Annotated in this window: 17 protein-coding genes and 2 pseudogenes; 11 read left to right on the top strand and 8 right to left on the bottom strand. The window is 72.6% G+C overall.

Annotation, left to right across the window (positions count from 1 at the left end; genetic code table 11):
* Window positions 1-94 precede the first annotated feature (94 nt).
* From OG392_RS01330 to OG392_RS01300, 7 genes and pseudogenes are all read left to right on the top strand, one after another.
* Window positions 95-913 (top strand): annotated as a pseudogene (locus tag OG392_RS01330) (ATP-binding cassette domain-containing protein); the annotation flags it as partial.
* Between the two features lie 222 nt (window positions 914-1,135).
* Window positions 1,136-2,236 (top strand): annotated as a pseudogene (locus OG392_RS01325) (ATP-binding SpoIIE family protein phosphatase); the annotation flags it as partial.
* A gap of 356 nt (window positions 2,237-2,592) precedes the next feature.
* The gene (locus OG392_RS01320; RefSeq protein WP_329274528.1) at window positions 2,593-4,356 is read left to right on the top strand and encodes a CASTOR/POLLUX-related putative ion channel; all 1,764 of its coding nucleotides are present in this window, start codon (window positions 2,593-2,595) and stop codon (window positions 4,354-4,356) included.
* 338 nt (window positions 4,357-4,694) lie between these two features.
* The gene (locus OG392_RS01315; RefSeq protein ID WP_329274526.1) at window positions 4,695-5,498 is read left to right on the top strand and encodes a helix-turn-helix transcriptional regulator; all 804 of its coding nucleotides are present in this window, start codon (window positions 4,695-4,697) and stop codon (window positions 5,496-5,498) included.
* 164 nt (window positions 5,499-5,662) lie between these two features.
* Window positions 5,663-6,328, top strand: coding sequence for a glyoxalase (locus OG392_RS01310; RefSeq protein WP_329274523.1), 666 nt, complete (start codon window positions 5,663-5,665; stop codon window positions 6,326-6,328).
* A gap of 107 nt (window positions 6,329-6,435) precedes the next feature.
* Entirely contained in the window at window positions 6,436-6,849 is a 414-nt protein-coding gene (locus OG392_RS01305; protein WP_329274520.1) for a VOC family protein, read from the top strand.
* Window positions 6,850-6,879: 30 nt separating this feature from the next.
* Window positions 6,880-7,314, top strand: coding sequence for a YdeI/OmpD-associated family protein (locus OG392_RS01300; protein ID WP_329274517.1), 435 nt, complete (start codon window positions 6,880-6,882; stop codon window positions 7,312-7,314).
* Between the two features lie 175 nt (window positions 7,315-7,489).
* Here OG392_RS01300 and OG392_RS01295 read toward each other — a convergent pair whose 3' ends face one another.
* The gene (locus tag OG392_RS01295) at window positions 7,490-9,184 is read right to left on the bottom strand and encodes an alkaline phosphatase D family protein (protein ID WP_329274514.1); all 1,695 of its coding nucleotides are present in this window, start codon (window positions 9,182-9,184) and stop codon (window positions 7,490-7,492) included.
* Window positions 9,185-9,305: 121 nt separating this feature from the next.
* On the opposite strand from OG392_RS01295, the gene OG392_RS01290 reads away from it, so the two are divergent.
* Window positions 9,306-10,250, top strand: coding sequence for a nucleoside hydrolase (locus OG392_RS01290; protein WP_329274510.1), 945 nt, complete (start codon window positions 9,306-9,308; stop codon window positions 10,248-10,250).
* Window positions 10,251-10,366: 116 nt separating this feature from the next.
* Here the strand turns inward: OG392_RS01290 and OG392_RS01285 are convergent, their stop codons facing one another.
* The 4 genes from OG392_RS01285 to OG392_RS01270 form a co-directional block, all read right to left on the bottom strand.
* A complete protein-coding gene (locus OG392_RS01285; RefSeq protein ID WP_329274508.1) occupies window positions 10,367-12,331 on the bottom strand; it encodes an acyl-CoA dehydrogenase family protein in 1,965 nt (654 codons plus the stop codon).
* 28 nt (window positions 12,332-12,359) lie between these two features.
* The gene (locus tag OG392_RS01280) at window positions 12,360-13,232 is read right to left on the bottom strand and encodes a phosphatase PAP2 family protein (RefSeq protein ID WP_329274506.1); all 873 of its coding nucleotides are present in this window, start codon (window positions 13,230-13,232) and stop codon (window positions 12,360-12,362) included.
* 61 nt (window positions 13,233-13,293) lie between these two features.
* On the bottom strand, window positions 13,294-14,247 hold the full coding sequence (locus tag OG392_RS01275; RefSeq protein ID WP_329287005.1) for a YihY/virulence factor BrkB family protein: 954 nt from the start codon (window positions 14,245-14,247) through the stop codon (window positions 13,294-13,296).
* A complete protein-coding gene (locus OG392_RS01270; protein ID WP_329274504.1) occupies window positions 14,247-16,160 on the bottom strand; it encodes a diacylglycerol kinase family protein in 1,914 nt (637 codons plus the stop codon). Before OG392_RS01270 ends, OG392_RS01275 begins: the two co-directional genes overlap by 1 nt.
* 248 nt (window positions 16,161-16,408) lie before the next feature.
* Here OG392_RS01270 and OG392_RS01265 point away from each other — a divergent pair, with 248 nt between their 5' ends.
* The 3 genes from OG392_RS01265 to OG392_RS01255 all read left to right on the top strand — a co-directional run bounded on the left by OG392_RS01265 (window position 16,409) and on the right by OG392_RS01255 (window position 18,548).
* A complete protein-coding gene (locus OG392_RS01265) occupies window positions 16,409-16,837 on the top strand; it encodes a VOC family protein (protein WP_329274502.1) in 429 nt (142 codons plus the stop codon).
* A gap of 318 nt (window positions 16,838-17,155) precedes the next feature.
* A complete protein-coding gene (locus tag OG392_RS01260; RefSeq protein WP_329274499.1) occupies window positions 17,156-18,346 on the top strand; it encodes a cytochrome P450 in 1,191 nt (396 codons plus the stop codon).
* Between the two features lie 13 nt (window positions 18,347-18,359).
* Window positions 18,360-18,548: a ferredoxin gene (locus OG392_RS01255; protein ID WP_329274497.1), complete on the top strand. Its 189-nt coding sequence runs from the start codon at window positions 18,360-18,362 to the stop codon at window positions 18,546-18,548.
* A 198-nt stretch (window positions 18,549-18,746) separates the two neighbouring features.
* On the opposite strand, the gene OG392_RS01250 is transcribed toward OG392_RS01255, so the two are convergent.
* The 3 genes from OG392_RS01250 to OG392_RS01240 form a co-directional block, all read right to left on the bottom strand.
* Complete coding sequence (locus OG392_RS01250) at window positions 18,747-19,934, bottom strand: hypothetical protein (protein ID WP_329274495.1); 1,188 nt, start codon at window positions 19,932-19,934, stop codon at window positions 18,747-18,749.
* A 36-nt stretch (window positions 19,935-19,970) separates the two neighbouring features.
* Complete coding sequence (locus OG392_RS01245) at window positions 19,971-21,035, bottom strand: ferritin-like domain-containing protein (RefSeq protein WP_329274492.1); 1,065 nt, start codon at window positions 21,033-21,035, stop codon at window positions 19,971-19,973.
* Between the two features lie 85 nt (window positions 21,036-21,120).
* A complete protein-coding gene (locus OG392_RS01240) occupies window positions 21,121-21,828 on the bottom strand; it encodes an AfsR/SARP family transcriptional regulator (protein WP_329274491.1) in 708 nt (235 codons plus the stop codon).
* Between the last annotated feature and the right edge of the window lie 79 nt (window positions 21,829-21,907).

Here is a 21,907-nt window from a genome sequence, read left to right as displayed (position 1 = left end):
TGAGCGCCTCGGTCCGGCACGCCTGGGCCGGCGAAGCCATCGCTGTGGTGCGCCCGCGGGTCGGCGCCCGCGACGGGGCCGAAGGGGGCTTGGCATGACGGGCCGGACGGGCCGGACGGGCGACAGGAACAGCGAAGACCTCCCTCGATCAGTCATGGGGCGTGCCGGACGGAACGTTCCGCGTGGGGCGCGCCGAAGGGGAAGTGCCGCGTGGGGCGCGCCGGGACTGCTGCACGTGCCGCCGAACGGGGCGTTCTCGCGTGTCCCGTCACCACCGTTCACGGGGCAGGCGCCGGGGTGGACAACCCTTGCTGCAGGCTCCCCGGAAGGCTCGCCCGATCGGGCGAGCCTTCCGGGGTGCCGTCCGAAGGCTGCCGTCCGAAGGTACGGAGAGGGTGGAGGTGGGCGAGTGCCCAGGGGGCCGCTCTTGTCCCTGCGTGGGATCACCAAGCACTTCGGCGGGGTCGTCGCGCTCGACTCGGTCGACCTCCAGGTGGACCGGGGGCAGGTGCTCGGTCTGGTGGGTGACAGCGGAGCCGGCAAGAGCACACTGGTCAAGGCGGTTTCCGGGGTGGGCCCGCCGGATGCGGGGACCATCGAGTGGCGGGGCGTGCCCGTCGAGCTGCGCCGGCCCGTCGATGCCCAACGGCTCGGCATCGCCACCGTCTACCAGGACCCGACGCTGATCGGCCGGCTGGACGTGGTCGCCAACCTCTACCTCGGCCACGAACTGCGCAGGTTCGGGGTCCTGCGGCAGATCGAGATAGAGAAGCGCACCATCGCGCTGCTCGAACGCCTCGCCATCAGCCTTCCCGGGATCCGGACGCCCGTGAAGGCGCTCACCCTGGGCCAGCGCCAGACGGTGGCCATCGCACGGGCTCTGCTGGGCAGCCCTCAGCTGGTCGTCCTCGACGAGCCGACCGCCACGCTCACCGTGGAACAGACCTCGCGGATGCTCGACCTGATCCGTCGGCTGCGTGACCAGGGTCACGCGGTGATCATGGTCAGCCACAACCTCGACGACGTTCAAGCCGTCGCGGACCGCATCGCCGTGCTCCGACTGGGCCGCAACGGAGGCGAGTTCGAGTCCCGGTACACGAGCCAGGAACAGCTCGCGGCTGCCATCAGCGGCGGCCATCCGCTCGCGGTGACCCTCCAGCAGAGCCTGCTGCCGCGCGGGCTGCCGGCGCAGGACGCCGTCGAGGCCGCCCACCGCTACCTGCCCGCCCATTCGGGAGTCGGCGGAGACTGGTTCGACGTCATCCCGCTGTCCGGTGCCCGGGTCGCACTCGTGGTCGGTGACGTCGTCGGACACGGCCTTCACGCCGCCGCCACCATGGGAAGACTGCGCACCGCCGTGCAGAACCTCGCCATGCTCGACCTGCCGCCCGATGAACTCCTCACCCACCTGGACGAGGTCGTGGCCCGCATCGACGACGAGCAGACGGCCGGCGGCCGCGAGGACGCTGTCGTCGGCGCCACCTGCCTCTACGCGATCTACGACCCGGTCACGTGCCGCTGTCAGCTTGCCCGGGCCGGGCACCTGCCGGCCATGCTGGTGAGCCCCGACGGCACCGCGAGCATTCCCGACACTCCCGTCGGACCGCCGTTGGGACTGCGCGGACTGCCCTTCACCACGATCGAGTTCGACCTCCCCGAGGGCAGTGAGCTTGTCCTCTACACCGACGGGCTGGTGGAGTCACGGACCCACGACATCGACGTGGGACTGGAGCGGCTGCGCACGGCCCTCTCCCACCCCGGGCGAAGTCCGGAGGAGACCTGCGGCGCTGTGCTCAGGGCGATGCTCCCGGCGGATTCGGCCGACGACATCGCCCTGCTGGTCGCGCGTACCCGCGCGCTGCCCGGGGACAGGATCGCCGAATGGAACGTCCCGCCCGACCCCTCGGCGGTGTCCGCCAGCCGGGCCACCGCCACGGCCCAGCTGCGCCGCTGGGGCCTGGAGGAACTGGTCCTCGGCACGGAGCTGATCCTCAGCGAACTGGTGACCAATGCCATCCGGCACGGTGGGAGCCCGATCGGAGTACGCCTCGTGTACGCGGGGACGCTGATCTGCCAGGTCGCCGACGCCAGCAGTACCTCGCCGCGCGTGCGGCTCGCCGCGGACACCGATGAGGGCGGGCGGGGTCTGTTCCTGGTCGGGCAGATCGCCCAGCGCTGGGGGACGCGGTACACCGGGACCGGGAAGATCATCTGGGCCGAACAGCAGTTGCCCTGATTCGCAGGACGCGGAGCCTTCGCCCCTCACCCTCAGGGGTACGGGTGGGCCTGCCGAACCGGCGCCCGGGCGCGCGGAGGGGCGCGGAGGCGCGCGATGGCGCCTGTGGTTCGAACGCATGACTCCCGGCCGCCTGCCCGAAAGGATGAACGGCGCCCGTCGACGGCGTTTCGCCCCGGTACCCCCGTCACCCTGCTGACGTGCGCAAGGAGCTCGATTTCACGGTCCCGCCCCAGCGGCCGTCCCGTCCTGCGGCCGTCCCGGCCCCGCTGACTCCCGGCCCGCCCCGTACCCGTCCCACGCCGCCGCTTCGGGACCGGACGCGGTACTGGGTGGACCGGACCGTGGTGAAGGGCATGACCACGGTCGCGGGCTGGCTCGCGCTGGTCTGCCTGGCGGTGGTGGCGCCGGCGAGCGCCCTCCTCGTCTGGACCGACAACCGCTCGCCCGACACCGTCCAGGGCAAGGTGGCGACCGTCTGGCGGACCGTCGGCCAGACCCTCCGGCTCGGCGGCGAGGTCGGCCCACCGCTGCGGATGGTCATCTCCGTCCTGCTGGCCCTCGTCTCCCTGCTCTACGTCTCCACCCTCGTCGGCCTCGTCACCACCGCCATCACCGACCGGCTGACCGAGCTCCAGCGCGGCCAGACGACGGTCGTGGAGCGCGGCCACTCACTGGTCCTCGGCTGGTCCGAGCAGACCCCGACGCTCGTCGCCGAGCTGCTCGCCGCCCATGCCCAGCGGCGGAACAGCGCGGTCGTGGTCCTCGCCGACCGTGACAAGCTCGACATGGAGCGGGAGTTACGGGCCGTTCTCGCCGCCGCCGGCGGCCGACGCGTCCGGCTGCTCTGCCGCCGGGGCCGCCCCGCCGATCCGGCAGCTCTCGCCCGCGTCAGCCCGGCCGCCGCCGGGGCGGTCGTGGTGCTGCCGCCGGACACCCCCGAGGCCGACACCCAGGTCGTCAAGACACTGCTGGCGCTCCGGGCCGTGGTCGGCGACGCGAGCCCGGTACGCGTCGTGGCGGCGGTCCGGCAGACCCGGAACGTCGCCACCGCTCGGCTCGCCGCCGGGCACGGCGCGGTCGTCCTCGACGCCGACGGCATCGCGGCCAGGACCCTCGTCCAGTGCGTCCTCGAACCCGGACTGTCGCACGTCCTGGAGGACCTGCTCGACTTCGCCGGTGCCGAGCTGCACGTCCACCGTGTCCCCGGGCTCGGCGGCCGGACCTTCGCCGAACTACGGGCGGCCTGCGTGGACGCGTGTGTGGTGGGCCTCGTACGGCCCGACGGCTCGCCGCTCCTCAACCCGCCGCCCCAGACCACCCTCGCCCCCGGCGACGCCGTCGTCGTCCTGGCCGAGGACGAGACCCCACCGACCTGGACCACGATCCCGGCGACACCGCTCCCGCCCCTGCCGCCCTCGTCCGCGCCGGCGGCGACCGGCGTCGGCATCCGGGCAGTCCCCGGGCGCGTCCTGATTCTCGGCTGGAACCGGCGCGGCCCGGACATCGTCGACGGCCTCGCCCGCAACGGCTGGGCGGCGGTCCGGGAGAAGACCCTCCCCACCCCCGACCCGGCCCACCACGTCCTCGTCCTCGGCGGCCCCGACGACCACCCCGACCCCGACGAGCACACCCTCGTCACCCTCCTCCGGCTCCGCGCCGCCGAGCGGGAGTCGGGCCACCGGAGCCCCACCGTCGCCGAACTGACGGACGCCCAGCACCGCCCCCTCGCCCCGTCCGGCCCGCACACGGACCTCGTGGTCGGCGGGCGGCTCGTCGGCCTGCTCATGGCCCAGGTCTCGCAGACCACCGAACTCGCGGCGGCCTTCGACGAGCTCTTCTCCCCGACGGGCAACGCGGTCCGTCTCCGCCCCGCCACCGACTACGTCCCCGCCGGGACCGAGGCCCCCTTCGCCACGCTCGTCGAGGCCGCCGGTCGGCAGGGCGCCACCGCCCTCGGCTACCGCCCCGGCGCCTCCGGGATCCCGCTCCTCAATCCGCCCAAGACCGGAACACGCCGGTGGTCGTACGACGACGTCCTCATCGTCGTCACCACGGCCGGAGCGCCCCGGCCCCAGGAGGGCCCTGCCGCGCCCGCCGACGCACGGGTCCTTCCCTGAGACGGGGACGGCACGCCCGGCGCCGCTCAGCAGGCCCGGCCCGTCACAACGCCGCCGCGAGGCCCGTGCCCTCGCCCACGACCTGCTCGCCCGGGGCGGTCCCACGCTCACGCGGCCGAACGGCGACGGGGGCACGACGCCGAGCTCGGGGCTGTTGCTGCGAGCGTACGCGGTCTGCGCCGACGCGGAGCGTCTGCTGTGCCGCTACGAGGAAGCGGAGGCCATCGCCCGCACCGGCATGGCGCTGCTGCCCCGGCCGCTGCCCACCGTACTGTCCGCCGAGGCCACCGAACTGATTCGCGGTCGACGCCCCCGACGTGGTGACACTGGCGACGGCGATGCGCGCCATGACGCTGGTCTGGGCCCGAGGGCGGCGCTACACCGAGGAGGCGGTCGCGCTCGCGGCGCGAGCGGTGGACACCGCCGCTCTCGGCCGGGGCTGGTGGGCCACCTCCGCCATCAGCCTGCTGGCGCACGCTCAGCTGCTCGGCGGGGACGCCACCGGCTGCCTGCGGACACTGCTGGGCGGCGGGGGCGGTGACGGGCTGCCACAGGTGCAGCCCACCTTCCGGCCCTCGCTCCTCGCCCTCATGGCGACCGCCGCGCTGACCCGTGGTCACGTGGAGGAGGCCGAGCGGCTGCTCGCCGACGCGGAGGCGGACGCGGGCCGCCTCGGTCTGCCGCTGCAGTGGGCGCCGACGACCCTGTCGGAACGCGGCCGGACCGCCGCGCTGGACGTCCTGGCACAGGCCGAGGCCCTGGCCCGCTCCTGCGGTGCGTCCCTGGCCGTGGAGGAAGCGGCACGTGTCCGCGACCGACTCGCTGCGGACACCCGGCGGGGCGGGGACGCCGGTCCGACCGCGGCGACCCCGGCCGCGGGACTCCCGTCCACCGAGCCACGGGCCGCCGATTTCCCTTCGCCGACCGAAACCCCCGCCGTGGATCTGCGGTCCGCGCTGAGCGAGCGCGAACGGGAGATCGCCGACCTCGCCGCGGAGGGACTGCGCTCCCGGCAGATCGCCGAACGCCTCTTCCTGAGCCACCGCACCGTCGACTCCCATCTGGGCAACGCCTACCGCAAGCTGGGCGTCACCTCACGCACCGCCCTGGCCCGAGCACTGGGCCCGGCCGTCACGGGCTAGGCACCGTCCAGCGGTCGGGGCCGAGCCGTACGCGGGCGTTCGGCGCCCCGATCCAGGGGTACGGCTGTCGGGGGCGTCGGCACGTGCGGAACGCCGGGCCAGGCGGGCGTCGGCCGACCGGTCAGGAATCGAGAAGCCCTGGCCGGGGCCCGGCCCCTAGCGTGATGGTCATGGCAACCACCGCTTCCACCGCAGCCCGGACAACCCTCGCATCCGTCACCCTCGAGGTGGCCGACCTCGAGGCCGCTCGCCGCTTCTACGGCGCCTTCGGCGTGGACACGTACATTCGCCTGCGGGCGTCCACGGCACCGTCCACCGGATTCCGCGGCTTCACCCTGGCGCTCACGGTGTCCGGTCCGGCCACCGTCGACGGCTTCGTCAGCGCCGCCGTCGAGGCCGGCGCCACGGTGCTGAAGCCCGCCACGAAGTCGCTCTGGGGCTACGGCGGCGTCGTCCGGGCCCCGGACGGCACGATCTGGAAGATCGCGACCTCGGCGAAGAAGGACACCGGCCCCGCCACCCGCGAGATCGACGAGGTCGTCCTGCTGATCGGCGTCGAGAGCGTGAAGGCCACCAAGGAGTTCTACGTCGGCCGGGGTCTGAGCGTGGCCAAGAGCTTCGGCGGCAAGTACGCCGAGTTCACCCCCGCGGACTCCAGCCGCGTCAAGCTGGCGCTCTACAAGCGCCGTGCCCTGGCCAAGGACCTCGGCGTCCCCGCCGACGGCACCGGCTCGCACCGCATCGTCCTGGGCGGCGCCGCCGACGCCTTCACCGACGAGGACGGGTTCGCCTGGGAGCCTGCCGCTGCGCTCGCCGCCACGCGGTCCTGACCCTCGGCAACGTCACACCGATCGACCGGCAGGACCCACCGAGAGGACATCCGTGCCCCGGCCCGGATGTCCGGCACCCACCCCTCCGCAGTGCTAAGGAGCACGCCATGAAGGCACACGTCAGCTCGATCCTCCTCGGTGTCCGGGACATGGACCGGGCCAAGCAGTTCTACACCGAGGGACTCGGCTGGAAGATCGAGAACGACTACGGCATCTCGGTGTTCTTCGCATCGGACGGCGCCTCGCCCGTCGGCTTCTACAGCCGAGAGGGCCTGGCCCACCAGGTGGGCACGGACCCGGAAGGCAGCGGCTTCAGCGGACTGGTCCTGACCTACGTCGTCCGCAGCGAGGCCCGGGTCGACGAGATCATGACCGAGGCCGCGAAGGCCGGGGCCACGGTCCTCAAGCCCGCCGGAGCTCTGCCGTGGGGCGGATACGGCGGTACCTTCGCCGACCCGGACGGCTATGTCTGGAGCCTCGGCCACAGCGACCAGGGAACCGACCAGCCCTACGCCGAGTAGCCGCGCCGACAGAACGGCAGGAGCCAGATCATGAGGTTTTCGGCCTACGTCGAGCCGCCGGAGCCCATGCGGGGCCTGGAGGTTCCGCCCGAGGTGGTCGCCGCGCTCGGTGGCGGCGCGCGGCCACCCGTGACGATCACGCTCAACGGGCACTCCTGGAAGAGCCGGGTCGCCCTCCTCCGAGGCCGCCACCTGCTCGGCCTCAGCAACGCCCACCGGCAGGCCGCGGGTGTCGCGATCGGTGAGGAGGTCGAGGTCGAGGTGGAACTCGACACCGAACCGCGCGTCGTCGTCGAGCCGGAGGACTTCGCCCGCGCCCTGGACGACGACCCCGTCGCCCGCGCCGCGTACGACAACCTCTCGTACAGCCGTAAGCGCGAGCATGTGCGCGCCGTCGAGAGCGCGAAGAAGCCCGAGACGCGCCGTCGGCGCATCGAGAAGGCCATCGCCACCCTACGGGGCTGACCCCGAAGCCCGGACTCCGGCGGCACCGCCATCACCGTACGGACGTCTGCCCGTGCCCGATTCCCCCAGCCGGCTCACGACGTGCGGCGCACGCCGTGACGTTCGTCCGACTGGTGTCACCCCGCGCCACCCACCACTCCGCACGCCCTTGCTCGCCCTGGTCCCGGACGGGCGGTCACCGTCCGTCCGTCAGGGGCCGGTCGAGGACGCCCGTGAGCCGCGCGCCGGCACGGTCGGTCCCGCGGCGCCCCCGCTTCGCGCCGGCCGAGGCCTTGTCCAACCGCAGCCGCGCCGTACGGCCCCGCAGAGTCAGCGTCATCAACTGATTGCCGAACCACGGCCCGCCGGTGCGTGCCCACCGGACCGCCGGCCTCGCGACCCGCCCATGGCGGGCGAGGAGATGCCCGATCCCCTTGGCGAACCGGCTCCAGCCGAAACGGAACGCGGCCCGCATGGCCGCGGGCACCGAGTTGTGCAGCGGAGAGCAGGTGAACTGGAAGACACGGGAGCGCAGCTGCCGCCCCTCGGTCCAGACGGGCTCCGCCACGTACGCGTGGTGCACGTCCCCGGAGAGCACGCACACCGTGGCCGGTGCGGCGTCCGCCCGCCCCACTTCGGCGACCGTCTCCGTCAGTCTCCGGAACGACGAGGTGAACGCCGCCCAGTGCTCCAGGTCGGCCCGCCGGCGCAGCCACTCGCCGAAGCGCGCCCAGCGCGGCCCGCGTTCGCCCCGGCAGAGCGCCGCGTGCCAGCCCTCCGCGAAGTGGACCATGGGGGGCAGCAGCCACGGGAGGGAGGTACCGATCAGGAGGTGGTCGACGGCGCCCAGGTCGTCGAACGCCTGCGTCCTCAGCCAGGCCGCCTCCTCGGCGTCCAGCATCGACCGGTGCCGCTCCTCCAGCACCCGCGCCGCCCGGGTGTCGACCATCAGCAGCCGGGTGCGGCCGAAGTCCCTTCGGTAGCTCCAGCGCACCGTCGCCGGGTCGGCGTCGGCGCGTTCGGCGAACGCGCGCAGCACCTCCGTTCCGTCGTCGGCCGCCAGCACCGCCGCGTAGAGCTCGTCGTCGGCGAGCTCGGCGGGGGAGAGGTTCCCGAGATGCTGGTAGACCCAGTACGACATCAGACCGCCGGTGATCCGCTCGTGCCACCAAGGCGTCGCACGCATCTCGGCCACCCAGGCGGCGCTCGTGTTCCAGTCGTCGATGACGTCGTGGTCGTCGAAGACCATGCAGCTGGGTACGGTCGAGAGCAGCCAGCGCAGTTCAGGGTCGCCCCAGGACTCGTCATAGAGGTGGGTGTACTCCTCGTAGTCGGCGACCTGGTCCGGCGGGGCGGTGGCGCCGGTGCCGGCCGCCCGCCGATGCCGGGAGATCCAGGCACGGGTGTCGGCGGACGTCTCGTCCGCGTACACCTGGTCGCCGAGGAGGAGCAGAACATCCGGACGCTCGGCCTCCGGGTCGGCGGCGAGCCGGGCGGAGAGCGTGTCGAGCACGTCGGGGCCCACCGGATCGGGCCGGCCCATGGCAGGTGCCGCCCACCGGCACGAACCGAAGGCGACCACCGCGCCCGTCGCCGGAACCGACGGCGTACGGATGGTGCTGGGCGGCTGGGACGACTCCGCGAGGGGCCACACCCGCTCGCCGTCGAGCAGCACCTCGTACGGCGTGGCGGACCCGGGGGCGAGTCCGGTCACCACCACCACCGCGTAGTGATGGCCGCTGACGCGGAACGTGGGAGCCGAACCTCCGGCGCCGCCCGGGCACCGGACCTCCGCCGTGCACGCCCGGTCGGTCTCGACCCAGACCGTCGCGCTCGTGCCCGACTCCCAGTCCACGTGACGCAGGAGTGGACCCAGCCTCAGACCGGCCATCGCGCATCCCCTTCCGGCGCTCCGTACGGCACGGAACGACCGCTCCGTACGGTACTGAACGACGGGGGAATCGGCGTCGTCTTCCCTTCGCGCCATGGCACCCGTGTGGGACGGTGAGGACATGCCTATCCCCGTGATCCTCGACTGCGATCCCGGTCACGACGACGCCTTCAACATCCTGCTGGCCGCCGCGCACCCCGCCGTGGAGCTGCTCGCCATCACCACCGTCGCGGGCAACCAGACCGTGGAGAAGACCACGCTCAATGCCCGCCGGGTGTGTTCGGTGGCCGGGATCAGGGATGTGCCGATCGCGGCGGGACGGGACCGACCGCTCCACGGACCGTGCCGGATCGCCGAGAACATCCACGGCTCCTCCGGCCTCGACGGGCCCGGTTTCGGTACGAGCGAGCCTGCGGTACGGCAGGACCCGCGCGACGCACTCACCCTCATCCGCGAGACCCTGCTCGCGCACCCGGCGCCGGTGACGCTGGTGCCTACCGGACCGCTCACCAACATCGCGGTCTTCCTGCTCGCCCATCCCGAGCTGGCGTCGCGGATCGAGCGGATCGTGCTGATGGGCGGCTCGACGGGACGTGGGAACACCACGCCCGCCGCCGAGTTCAACATCCTCTGCGACCCGGAAGCCGCGGACATCGTCTTCCGCAGCGGGCTGCCGGTGACGATGTTCGGTCTCAACGCCACCCATCAGGTGCGGGCCACCCCCGAGGTCGTCGCCCGGATCGCCGGGCTCGGCACCCCGCTGAGCCGGCTCTGCGTCGACCTTCTCACCTACTTCGCGTCCACCTACCGGGAGGTCTACGGTTTCGACGCGCCCCCGCTGCACGACCCGCTCACCGTCGCCCACCTGATCAACCCCTCGCTCGTCAGCCTGGTGAGGGCGGCGGTGAGGGTCGAGCTGACCGGCACCCACACACGGGGCGCGACGGTGGTGGACCTGCACGGCGTGACCGGCGGCCCCGCCGACATCGAGGTCGGCATGGAGGTCGACACGGACGGGTTCTGGGAGCTGATCGTGGAGGCCGTGCGCGTACTCGGCATCAGGTGACCCCACGCCCCTCGGCGAGGGGCGTGGGCCGAAGGGCGCGCGGCGAAGGGCGCACTGCGTGGTGGGCAGCCGTGGCGAACGTACGCGCCCAGGCGGCCTCAGGAAGGCTGCACGGCTCAGCCCACGAGGTCGGGCGCACGCAGCATCTCGGGCGGGATTCCCCAGGCGTCGACGAGGTCGACGGCGAGGGGCCGGACCTTGCGGCAGAGGTCGTTCACCTCACGGCTGATCGACTTGGAACGCTGCACGGTCAGCCGACCGTGCTCCATGAACCATGCCCGGTCCGCTTCGATCGTCGACAGGGCGAACAGGTCGCACAGCAACGCCAGCGCGACCCTCTCGTCGCCGTCGGGCATCGCGCGTACCTTGTCGACGAACGCCTCCGTCACCAGCCGCTCGACATGGGCGCGGGCGAGAGCGACGACGTGGTCCTGCACCTGTGAGAAGACCAGACCGGGATCACGCTTCTGGTCGATCCCGCGTTTGATCCGGCGGGCCAGTCCGGCCAGCATGTGCTCCTCCCGGAAGCGGACCATGGCGAGCTGGTACTCCGAGTCGAGGAGCCCGGCTTCCTGGTCCCACTCGTCGCCGCCGGGCAGCAGGTCACGAACGCGTTCGAGCATCTTGTGGACGGAGGTCCGCTCCAGGAGCGTGTCGACCGCGAGGCCGGTGACGTAGCGGACCATGCCGGCCTGATCGAGGTCCTCGAACGCGCTCGCCTGATCGGTGAGCAGTCCCTTGGCGACAAGCTGCAACAGGACGTGGTTGTCGCCCTCGAACGTGGTGAAGACATCACTGTCGCTCTTGAGCGCGGCGAACCGGTTGACGGCGAGATACCCGGCGCCGCCGCACGCCTCGCGGCACTCCTGGACGACCCGGGTGGCGTGCCAGGTGGCGATCGCCTTCAGACCCGCGGCCCGTGACTCGAGCCGACGTCGCGCCTCCGCGTCGTCCGTGCTGCCGGAGAAGACGTCGTGCAGGTGCGAGCGAACGGTGTCCTGAGCGAAGTGCAGCGCGTACGTCCGGGCGATCAGCGGCAGCAACCGGCGCTGATGCAGGCCGTAGTCGAGCAGTACCTGCTCCTCGGTCTCCGAGGCCGCACCGAACTGCCGCCGCCGGACTGCGTATTTCGTGGCGACCGCCAGGGCGACCTTGGCTACGCCGATGCCGGCCCCGCCGACGCTGACCCGGCCCTGGACGAGCGTGCCGAGCATGGTGAAGAAACGCCGCTGGGGGTTCTCGATCGAGCTCTCGTAGACGCCGTCCGGGCTGACGTCGGCGAACCTGTTGAGGAGTGCCTCACGGGGCACCCGCACCTCGTCGAACCAGATGCGGCCGTTGTCGACGCCGTTGAGCCCCATCTTGCGGCCGTCGTCCTCGATACGGACGCCGGGCGCCGGCTCGCCGCCGACCCGGACGGGTACGACGAAGGCGTGCACGCCGTGGGACTTCCCGGCCACTTCCAGCTGGGCGAAGACGACTGCCAGTTCGGCGTGGCGGGCCGCGTTGCCGATGTAGTCCTTACGGGCCTGATCGCCGGGCGTGGTGACGACGAACTCCTGGCGGGCGGCGTCGTACCGTGCGACAGTGCCGAGGGCCTGGACGTTGGAGCCGTGCCCTGTCTCGGTCATCGCGAAGCAGCCCATCAGCTCACCCGTGATCAGGCGTGGCAGATAGGCGTCGTGGTGGCGTTCGGTGCCGAGATGCAGGATCGCGCCGCCGAACAGACCGAACTGCACCCCGACCTTCACCAGGACCGACAGGTCGCCGAAGGCCAGCGTCTCGAACGCGGCGATCGAGGCCCCGACGTCGCCGCCCCCGCCGTAGGCGGCCGGGAAGCCCATGCCGGTCTGGCCCGTCGCGGCCATCTCCACCACGACCTCACGAACCCGCTCGCGGAACGCCTCGATGTCGAGTTCCTCGGCCTCCTCGAAGAGGGAGGCGTACGTCGACAGGTTGGATCGGACGAGGTCGCGGATCCCGGCGTACTCGCCGTCGAGCAACGCGGACAGCGTCCGGACGTCGATGTCGGGCTGCGCGTAGCCGGTCGCAGGGCTGGTGGATGTGTTGTCGAGGGCCATGCGGCTTGGCTACCCCGCCGATCGAAGATCAATCGGGGCGCCCGGGTGGTCGACGGGATTCACCGGGCGGATCGTTCGGCTCGTCCGAGGGAACCGGCGTGTGGTGCAGGGCAAGGGGCGGTTCCGGTGCGGCCGAGGAGATCTCGGGTTCCAGACCCTGCGCGGGCGTGGTCCGCCGGCGCCCGCTGTCGAGCCGCCAGGCTTCGAAGACCAGGGTCGTCGCCGTGACGACGGTGATGCCGAGCAGCCATCCGCCGACGACGTCGCTCACCCAGTGCACCCCGAGCGCGACCCTCGTGTACCCGACCCCCAGGACCGCCGTGCAGGCGAGCGCCCAGGGCAGCGGACGCCAGGCACGGGGCACCAGGGGAAGCAGGACCAGCAGGAGGACGGCGCAGGAGGTGGTCGCGGTCATCGCGTGACCGGAGGGGAAGGAGAAGCCGGGAGCGTGGGACACCGGGTCCGGCAGGTGGGGGCGGGCACGCTCGACGACGTGCTTCGTCAGCAGGCCGATCAGACCGCCCGCCACCGCCGTGACGGAGGCCCAGGCGGCCAGCCGCCACGCGCGGCGGGTCAGCAGCCACACCACCACGACGGCGACCAGCAGACGCATCACGACCGGGTCCCACACGTAACCGGTGAGGAACTCCAGGAACCCCACCCAGCCCGGGTGTTCGAGGGCGGTCTGGTGCAGCCGCTCGGCCGTGGCCCGGTCGAGCCGGTACAGCGGCGGCCACCGGGACTCGACCAGGACCAGCGCGAGCGCGAAGGGGACGGCCACCACGGCGGTGGAGACCGCCGCCAGGACGAGCCGCGTCCCGAAGGTCGCGTCGGCACTGCGGTGCCGGGGTAGCAGGGCCCGGACGCCGGGCATTCGGGTTCGCGTGGTGCGCTGTGCCATGGGGAAGCCGACTTCCTACGTGTCGAGTGGGTGAGCCGCGGCCTGCTCGTGGGCGATGTGGTCAGACTCCGGGGTCCCGGCCCAACGGCTCCCGCACGCCCGCACGCGTGGCCTCCAGCTGTGCGGCGAACGCGAGGCCCAGGAAGAGGGCCAGCGAGGTCAGATAGGACCACAGCAGCAGGGCCATGATCGCGCTCAGGGGACCGTAGACGGTGGTGAACGAGCCGCTCGCGCCGACGTACAGGCTCAGTGCCCAGGTCGCCGTGATCCACAGGAAGAGATAGACGACAGCGCCGAAGGCGAGCCAGGTGTAGCCCGGTTGGGCGCGGCGCGGAGAGAGGCGGAAGATCGCGCTGGTCGCCAGGACGGCCAGCAGGATCCCGATCGGCCAGCGCAGGACCTCCCAGGCGCGGACGGCGCCGGGCCCGAGCTGGTAGACCTCGGCGAACGCGTGTGTGAGATTGCTGCCGAGGACCGTGACGACGAAGCTGAGCCCCAGCGGCAGCCCGGCGAGCACGGCCATCACCAGTCCCCGGGTGTACTTGTGGAGGAACGGCCGGTCGCGCTCGTTCCCGTAGATGCGATTGGCGCCCCGCTCCACCTGGCACAGGCTGGTCGTCACGTTGGCCAGGGAGAACAGCAACCCCAGCCAGAGGGCCGCCTGGCCGCCGTCGTCGGCGTGGCGACGGCTCTCGCGCAGGGCGTCGTCGACCAGTTGCGCGCTCGGCCCGCTGGCGATCCGACGTATCGTCAGCTCCGCGACGCGGCCGATGTCCTCGGTGTGCAGCACGCTGGACAGGCCGATGACGGCGATAGCGAGAGGCACGATGGACAGCACGGTCTGCAGGGCCAGGGCACGGGAGTGACTGAACCCGTCGGCGTAGCGGAACCGCACGAAGGAGTCCTTGGCCAGCCGCCAGCCCCCGTAGCGGCGCAGTGCCGCCCATGCCTCGTCGCCGGACAGTTCCTCTCCCGCGACGTCACGTCTCTGCGGTACACGCGTGGCGGTGCCCATCATGATCCTGACTGTGTGCGCCTCGGCCTGATCGGCGCGAGGACCTCGGGCGATACGGGACGGCCGGAGACCGGGGGGAGGTCCGAGGCTGCGGCGGGACGACCGGAGGTACCGGAGGGAAGGTCCGGGGCTCCGGCTGCCCGGGGCACACCGGAGCTCTGCCGCGCATGGCGCGGGGCGGGGGCCGCGGGCCGCGTCGCGGAGGACCCCGGAGCGCGCGGCAGCCGTACGCGCAGCGCGCCGGGCTCCGCCTCCACGGTCAGCCGGCGGCCGTCGGGGACGGTGTCCCCGTCGATCTCACGGGGCTGCGCCCCGGCGAACCGGATGTCGATCCGGCGGCCGCGGTAGTACGTCAGGGCCCCGCCGGCGACGGACCGCCGGCCGGTCTCCGCCGCGTCGGCAGCGGTTCGCCCCCTCGGCGGCCATGCGCCGGAGCCCGGCCGCAGGGCTCGGGACACCAGGTGTCCGGTCGCGGCGAGCCACCCGGCCGCGCCCTCCGGGTCGAACAGCACGACGTCCAGCCGTCCGCTGTCGGCGCGCGCCCCCGGCAGGAGCTCGACTCCGCCCTGCAGGGTCCCGACGTTTCCGACGACGACCATGCGCGCCCGGTGACGACGGCGCCGTCCGCCGTCGACCCGGAGCGACACCCGGGTACGGGGGTCCCGGAGGTGCCGGGCCGCCGAGAGGAGGTAGGCGGCCCAGCCCAGCCGCGCCTTGAGCCGCGGCGACGCGTCGCGGACCATGGCGGCGTCGAAACCCGCCCCCGCCATGACGGTGAACCGCGAGGACTCGAGGCCGTCGCCCCGCACGCGCCCCACGTCGATGCCGAAGCACTCTCCGCCCATGGCCTCGTCCAGGGCCGTCACCGGGTCCAAGGGAAGCCCCAGGTTCCGGGCGAGGAGGTTCCCCGTGCCGCAGGGCACGACAGCGAGGGGGATCCCGGTCCCAGCCACCACGTCGGCGCAGGCTCGTACGGTCCCGTCGCCTCCGCAGGCGACGACCAGGTCGACGGGGGCCGGCACGGCTCCGCCCGCCGCCGGGGCGGCACAGACCTCGGCGAGTTCACCGCTCGGCTGATCGGCCGTGGTCGTCGTCCACCGTTGCTCCTGATGGCCGTGGGCCGTCAGGACGGCGCGCACACGGTCGGCGAGCCCGTCGTCGCAGACGTGCGGATGCCGGACGACGACGACCCGCCCGGCCGTCCGGACGACCGGGGTCGACCTGCGGCGGCCGCGGTCGTCGTCGGCGCCGCCCCGCGCGCCGCAGGCGAGGAACACCCACCCGACGACGAGAACTGTCAGGGCGCCGTTGACCAGGCCGCCCACGACGTCGCTGGGGTGGTGCATGCCCCGGTAGAGCCGTGACAGCCCCACCAGCGGCGGGACGAGCAGGAGAGCGGTCACGACGACGTACCGCCGGGGGCCCCGCAGACGCGTCAGCGCCAGCAGCGCCAGCCCTCCGAACAGGGCGGCCGCGGCCCCGACGTGACCGGACGGGAAGCTCGACGTGGGCGGCGCCGCGTCGAGGTGCGGCACGGCGGGGCGGGGCCGTTGCACACAGACGGTCACGACCAGGAACACCGCCGACTGCACGGCGACCGACGTGCCGAGGAACACGGCTTCCGCCCACCGGGGTGAACTCGGCAGGACCAGCAGTGCGGCGACGCAGAGCAGCGTCACCGCGACGATCGACTGGGTGCCGGCCAGTACCGACAGCGCGCCCGAGACGGCGTCGGCCACGGGTGCGCGACCGGCGGCGAAGGCGTGGCTGACCCGGTCCTCCCCAGGGGTGAGCAGGCGGGCCACCGGATCCCTCGTCAACAGGAGGCCCAGCCCCACCATCAGGCTCACCTGCGCCGGCACCAGTACCAGAAGCCAGGAAGGTCTCGCGGTCGCGCCCGTCTGCGTCGTCATGACAGACCGCTTTGCCCGTCGCGGCCGGATGATGTCTCCGCGCCGGCGAGCGGGCCCGAGTCGCCCCCCCCCGCACGGTTCCCTCGCGGGCGGCACGTGCGGTACACGCAGCGCGGGCGGCCCTGGGGCCCGCACCCTGCCCCTTCGGGCCGGTTCACCGCAGCGGACCGCCGGGTCCCCTCTGCCTCCCCCGACTCTCCGGTCAGGGCTGGGGGCATGGCCGCGGACCCGCGGGGCAGACGGGCTGCATGGCAGTCTCCAAGACCAGTGTCCTCGTCCTCGACTCCACCGATCCGGAACCCCTCGCACGTTTCTACGCGACCCTGCTCGGCGCCACCGTGCAACCCGCGGGAGGCGACCACGACCTGCTTCTCGTATCCGGCCACACCGGAGTCGTGCTCGGGATCCGCCGTGACCTCGGTCAGGCGCCGCCGAGTTGGCCGCGGCCCGAAGACTCCCAGCAGGCTCACCTGCAGATCTTCGTGGCCCCGGACGCCCTCGACGAGGCGGAGCGCGAGGCGGTGTCGCTCGGGGCTCGGCCCATCGCCGCCGAGCGCGACGGAACGCGGACCGACCGGCGTACGGACGTGCGCCGCTACACCGACCCCGGTGGCCACGCCTTCGTCCTGACCACGATGGCACCCGCCCCTTCCGGGCCGCCTCCACAGCGCTTCTGACCCCTGGGACGGCGCCTGCCGTTCAAGACCGCTGCCCGGACCGGGTCCGCGGACCCGGTCCGTCGACGAGCGGCGCGCGCCTTCCCCCTGCGCGCGCCCCCGCCGACGGCCCCCTCGCCCACGGCTTCCCCTTCCCGCGCCGCCGCTCGTGACGTTCCCCGACGCGCGGCTTCCGCGCATCCACCCGGCTGCCGCCGAATGGATGACCCCGTTCCGGTGGATTGGCCGAACTACACGTAGACCAGATAGGTGCCTGAGGCATGTAGTGGTGACGGCAACGAATCCCCAAGCCACCGATTCGCCCCTTGTGAGGCCCCCATGACGGAAGCCGTGGCGTTCCCCCAGAACCGGACCTGCCCTTACCACCCGCCCACCGCCTACGACCCGTTGCGCGAGGAACGCCCGCTGTCGCGGGTGACTCTGTGGGACGGGCGCTCCGTGTGGCTCGTCAGCGGACACTCGGCCGGCCGGGCGCTGCTCTCGGACCCGCGGCTGTCCACCGACTCCACCCGGACGGACTTCCCGCTCACGACCGAGCGGGCCTCGGCCCTGCGCCGACGCCGACGTGCCGCGCTGCTCGGCTGGGACGACCCCGAGCACAACGTCCAGCGCCGCATGCTGATCCCGAGTTTCACGCTCAAGCGTGCCGAGCGGCTGCGCCCCCGCATCCAGGAGACCGTGGACCGGCTCCTCGACGCCATGGAGGCCGCGGGTCCGCCGGCCGAGCTGGTGAGCGCGTTCGCGCTGCCGGTGCCCTCGATCGTGATCTGCGGCCTGCTCGGCGTACCGTACGAGGACCACGACTTCTTCGAGAAGCAGTCCGCGCGGCTGCTCCGCGGACCGACGGGCGCGGACACCGAGGACGCGCTCGCCCAGCTCGAGGGCTATCTGGGCGACCTGGTCGAACGCAAGCGGCGCAAGCCGGGCGAGGGCGTGCTCGACGACCTGGTGGCGCGGCAACGGGAGCCGGGCGGGCCCGACCGTGAGGAGTTGGTCCAGCTCGCCACGATCCTGCTGATCGCGGGCCACGAGACCACCGCGAACATGATCTCCCTCGGTACGTACACACTCCTGCGCCACCCCGAGCGGCTGGCCGAGCTCCGGGCCGACCCCGGTCTCGTACCGGCGGCCGTCGAGGAACTGCTGCGGTTCCTGTCGATCGCGGACGGGCTCCTGCGGGTCGCCCGCGAGGACGTGGAGATCGACGGCACGGTCATCCGCGCCGGGGAGGGCGTGGTCTTCTCGACCTCCGTCATCAACCGGGACGGCGCCGCCTACGCCGATCCCGACAGTCTGGACTGGTCGCGCTCGGCCCGGCACCACCTGGCCTTCGGCTTCGGCATCCACCAGTGCCTCGGGCAGAACCTTGCGCGCGCGGAGATGGAGATCGCGCTCGGGACCCTGCTCCGCCGGCTCCCGGGGCTGCGGCTCGCCGTCCCCGCCGAGGAGATCCCGTTCAAGCCGGGCGACACGATCCAGGGGATGCTCGAACTCCCCGTCACGTGGTGAAAGGACCGCACAGATGCGCATCTCCATCGACGGGGACCTCTGCATCGGCGCCGGACAGTGCGCCCTGACGTCCCCGGACTTCTTCACCCAGGACGACGACGGGTTCGGGACGGTGGTTCCTGGCCGGGAAGAGGGCGGAGGCCCCCTGGTCCGCGAGGCCGCCCGCGCCTGTCCGGTCCGGGCGATCAGCGTCGAGGGGTAGACGGGGCCGGGCGGTCCGGATCCGTGATGGGTCGCTCAGTGAACGTGTTCGCGACGTCGTTCAGCGAACGCGTTCGCTGAACGGCTCGCGGCTCGGCTCAGGGCTGCACGCCACGGCACGGCGTGGCCCCACGCCTCGATGCGGCTCGGTAGCGCGCGGCGCGTCCAGGAGATGCCGCCGTGACTCCGGCCCGGCCCCCTAGACCAGACCGACGTCCAGATAGTCGAGGACCCACGGCAGGGGAGTGGAGATCGAGACGCCGGCGGGGCTGCCCCCGATGAGGAGGCCGATCGGGTTCACGGCCGCGTCGTAGTTCCACACGACCGCCCCGGAGTCCCCGGGCCAGGAGAAGGCGTAACCGGGGCTGACGATGAGCGTCTGCCCGTTGAAGGGGAGCGCCGTCGGGGGAGAGGTGGACGTGTCGTAGACGAGGCCGTTCCAGGACGGGACGTCCACTCTCCCGTACGTCATCTGCGTGATGCACCCGCTCTTGCCGACCACCGTGTTCACGACGGGGAACTGGGCCGTGCTGCCGATGCCGAACAGCTGGGGACCGAACCCGGGCACGATGTGGACCTGCGACGGGCTCTGCACCACCTCGTCCGGATAGCACCAGGCCCTGGCGCAGTCGGCCCAGTTCGGCGAGGAGAAGGTCAGGTCCAGTGCCAGGATGCGGTCCAGCACGGCGACCCGGTCGGTGGGGCAGCGGCCGCCGTCGGCAGGGGAGGGCTGCACGATGCAGGAGCCGAAGGCGGCGGCGTTCTTGTTGGCGATGACGTGGTTGGCGCTGACCAGGAAGAACTTGTTCGCGTCGGCGGGGGCGCGGCCCTTCGCGACGAATCCCAGAGTGCCCTGAACACCGGTGTGATGGCCTACGGAGATGCCGCCGGGCGCCCGCCGCTGGCGGTGGGTGTGGGTCTGGAGCTGGATCAGACCGCTGTGCACCACCCGCAGGGGGAGGTCTCCGGCCGCGCGGACACCGAACGCGTCGACGACGAGCTCCCGGACGTCGCTCGCCGCCGTGGGCTCCGCCACGCACACGCTCAGGACCTCCGTGCCGGGCGCCCCTTCGCCGGGAACGCTCATGCCGGCGCCGACGCCCTGGATGGCGCCGACCCCCTGGAGGGTGTCCGCCGTCCGTGGTGTGCCGCTCGCGTACCGGGCCCGCGCATCGGTGAACAGGGCGGCGGTCACGGCCTCCTGGGCGTCCTTGATCCTGGTGTCCCTCAGGCCGCTCGCCCGTTCCAGCGCCGCGCGGCTCTCCTGCGACGGCGGGTACTGCGGCACCCGGAATCCCTCCGGTTCCCGGTCCGCGCTCCCGTCGACGGGGAGATCCGGCGGGACCTCGAAACGACCCTGACCCGGGCCCGAACCCTGCTCGCTCATGGCACTCGTTCCTCTCCGGGGCGGCCGCGGCCGGTCCTATGCGTCGACGTACCGGAACTCCGGTCCGTAGGTCCTGCCGCCGCTGCCCGGGACTTCGCGGGTCATCAGGGACCGGGCCGGGCTCTTGAGACCGATCATCTCGCCGACGGCGTCGCCGAGCAGGCCGTCCGCCGTGTCCGCGTCCGCCGCCTGCCAGGCATCCTCCAGTGCGCGCAGCATCCTGCTGTACGCCTGGTTGCCCCGGTCCAGCAGGTCCTGCGCAGCGGCGTCGGGGGCCGGCTGCCCGGGTCCTCCCCAGCCGCCTTCGGGCACCCTGCCCATCGGGCGGGTGACCGGCATCGCGATCACGTCCCCGGTGAAATCCCACCGGTCCGGGTTCTCGGCGACCTTGACCAGCTTGCGGCCGTGGAAGAGCTGCCGGAAGACGTAGAAATGGGCGAGCTCGCCGCTCTCTCCGGGGTGCGGGTTCTCCGGCGAGGCGGTGGTGCCCTCGCCCTGTTCCTTGATCACGTCGATGGCCGCCTCGACGTCAGCCGGCGAGTTCAGCGCGACGAGGCTGTTGCCCGCGCCGTGGTGTGCCATGTCCCGCACGAGCTGATGGGCCCCGGTGATCAAAGCCGCGTGGTCCCGGAACGCCTCCAGGATCGCCGTGTAGAACGCGCCGATGGAGGTGTGCGAACGGGCCTCCGCGATCGGGTCGTCGGGCTCCTCGATCCGCGCGAACAGATCCAGTGACTCCTTCGTTAGCCCGCTCAGGAAGACGTTCAGCGACGGGCGTACGCCGCCGGGGAGCGGGCCGGGGTACGCCGGCACCGTACGGGCATCGGCGAGGCGGGGGACTCCACCGATGGTGGTGAGCATGTTTCCGGCCAGACCGAGGTGGGACATCTCGTCGAAGACGATCCGCCTGAAGGCCTTGAACACGTCCCCGCTCTGCGGCTCGATGGACCACATCGCGCACAAGTACGGCGGCAGCGTGGCGAGTTCCAGCAGCATCGCCTGCTGGAGAGACTCCTTCAGCCAGTCCGCGTCGCGGCGCTCGGCGGGCTCCTCCATCAGCTCGACGATCCGGTTGCTCCGGTATGCGAGAAGCGTCGTCATGGAAAGCTCCTTCCGGACCGCTTTCGCGCCCTTTCGTCCATCAGGAACGCTAGGCAGACGTCGTCAGCACCGTGTCACTCCGCCGTCACCGATGCGCGGGCGGGATCATCCGGGTGAGCTGTGTGGAGGGCTCGAGGCCCAGCTCGTTCCGGAGCAGCACCCGGTACGCGCGATAGTGCCGCACCGCCTCGATCACGTTGCCCTCCGACAGATGCGCCGCCACGACCGCCCGGTGCGCACTCTCCCGCAGGGGCTCGATCCGTACGCTCGCCAGCGCCGCCTCCAGGGCCAGGGCCGGGCTGCCCTGCCGGGTCAGGCCCTCCGCCAGCGCGTCCAGCGCGTGCAGCCGCAGCTGGCGCAGCCGCTCGCGCTCGAGCAGCACCCAGTCCTCGTCCCAGCCGGGCAGCAGCTCACCGCCGCCCAGCAGGACCAGCGGTGCGGGGCCGGGCCGGGGCGGCTCCTCGGCGCGCACCACGCTGAGGGCCGTCTCGGCCAGCGTGTGGGCGTCGACCCGCAGGGTGTCGGTGAGTTCCACGGACTCGCCACCGCACCGGACGAGCGGGCGGTCGCCGTGCGGCAGCTTCCACAGGCTCGTGCGCAGGCTGCCTCGTGCGTGCTCCTCGGTGACGTCCGGCCACAGCGTTCCGGCGAGGACGCTGCGGCTGACCCGTCTGCGCAGCCCCAGGAAGGCGAGAAGTCGTTGCGCGTTGCCGCACAGGTCCACCGGTCCGGCGGGGAACTCCAGACGGAACTGGCCGAGCAGTCGCAGCTGAGGAGGAGTGAGGGTCGTCATCTGCCCTTCCCCCAGGGTGCGTTGGCGGGGCACGACCGAGTCGAGCAGGCACCTTCCACGGTACGGCAGGGGGCGGGAG

This window comes from Streptomyces sp. NBC_00691, from assembly GCF_036226665.1.
Classification (GTDB): Bacteria; Actinomycetota; Actinomycetes; order Streptomycetales; family Streptomycetaceae; genus Streptomyces.
This window is presented reverse-complemented; position numbering and strand designations above follow the sequence as displayed.

What these genes read in the sequence shown, in the direction of transcription:
- OG392_RS01285 (WP_329274508.1), bottom strand. Translation starts at nt 12,331, where the DNA reads ATGGCCCTCGACAACACATCCACCAGCCCTGCGACCGGCTACGCGCAG.
- OG392_RS01240 (WP_329274491.1), bottom strand. Translation starts at nt 21,828, where the DNA reads ATGACGACCCTCACTCCTCCTCAGCTGCGACTGCTCGGCCAGTTCCGT.
- OG392_RS01290 (WP_329274510.1), top strand. Translation starts at nt 9,306, where the DNA reads ATGCCTATCCCCGTGATCCTCGACTGCGATCCCGGTCACGACGACGCC.
- OG392_RS01245 (WP_329274492.1), bottom strand. Translation starts at nt 21,035, where the DNA reads ATGACGACGCTTCTCGCATACCGGAGCAACCGGATCGTCGAGCTGATG.
- OG392_RS01265 (WP_329274502.1), top strand. Translation starts at nt 16,409, where the DNA reads ATGGCAGTCTCCAAGACCAGTGTCCTCGTCCTCGACTCCACCGATCCG.
- OG392_RS01305 (WP_329274520.1), top strand. Translation starts at nt 6,436, where the DNA reads ATGAAGGCACACGTCAGCTCGATCCTCCTCGGTGTCCGGGACATGGAC.
- OG392_RS01310 (WP_329274523.1), top strand. Translation starts at nt 5,663, where the DNA reads ATGGTCATGGCAACCACCGCTTCCACCGCAGCCCGGACAACCCTCGCA.
- OG392_RS01255 (WP_329274497.1), top strand. Translation starts at nt 18,360, where the DNA reads ATGCGCATCTCCATCGACGGGGACCTCTGCATCGGCGCCGGACAGTGC.
- OG392_RS01320 (WP_329274528.1), top strand. Translation starts at nt 2,593, where the DNA reads ATGACCACGGTCGCGGGCTGGCTCGCGCTGGTCTGCCTGGCGGTGGTG.
- OG392_RS01300 (WP_329274517.1), top strand. Translation starts at nt 6,880, where the DNA reads ATGAGGTTTTCGGCCTACGTCGAGCCGCCGGAGCCCATGCGGGGCCTG.
- OG392_RS01275 (WP_329287005.1), bottom strand. Translation starts at nt 14,247, where the DNA reads ATGGGCACCGCCACGCGTGTACCGCAGAGACGTGACGTCGCGGGAGAG.
- OG392_RS01315 (WP_329274526.1), top strand. Translation starts at nt 4,695, where the DNA reads ATGCGCGCCATGACGCTGGTCTGGGCCCGAGGGCGGCGCTACACCGAG.
- OG392_RS01250 (WP_329274495.1), bottom strand. Translation starts at nt 19,934, where the DNA reads ATGAGCGAGCAGGGTTCGGGCCCGGGTCAGGGTCGTTTCGAGGTCCCG.
- OG392_RS01270 (WP_329274504.1), bottom strand. Translation starts at nt 16,160, where the DNA reads ATGACGACGCAGACGGGCGCGACCGCGAGACCTTCCTGGCTTCTGGTA.
- OG392_RS01260 (WP_329274499.1), top strand. Translation starts at nt 17,156, where the DNA reads ATGACGGAAGCCGTGGCGTTCCCCCAGAACCGGACCTGCCCTTACCAC.
- OG392_RS01295 (WP_329274514.1), bottom strand. Translation starts at nt 9,184, where the DNA reads ATGGCCGGTCTGAGGCTGGGTCCACTCCTGCGTCACGTGGACTGGGAG.
- OG392_RS01280 (WP_329274506.1), bottom strand. Translation starts at nt 13,232, where the DNA reads ATGGCACAGCGCACCACGCGAACCCGAATGCCCGGCGTCCGGGCCCTG.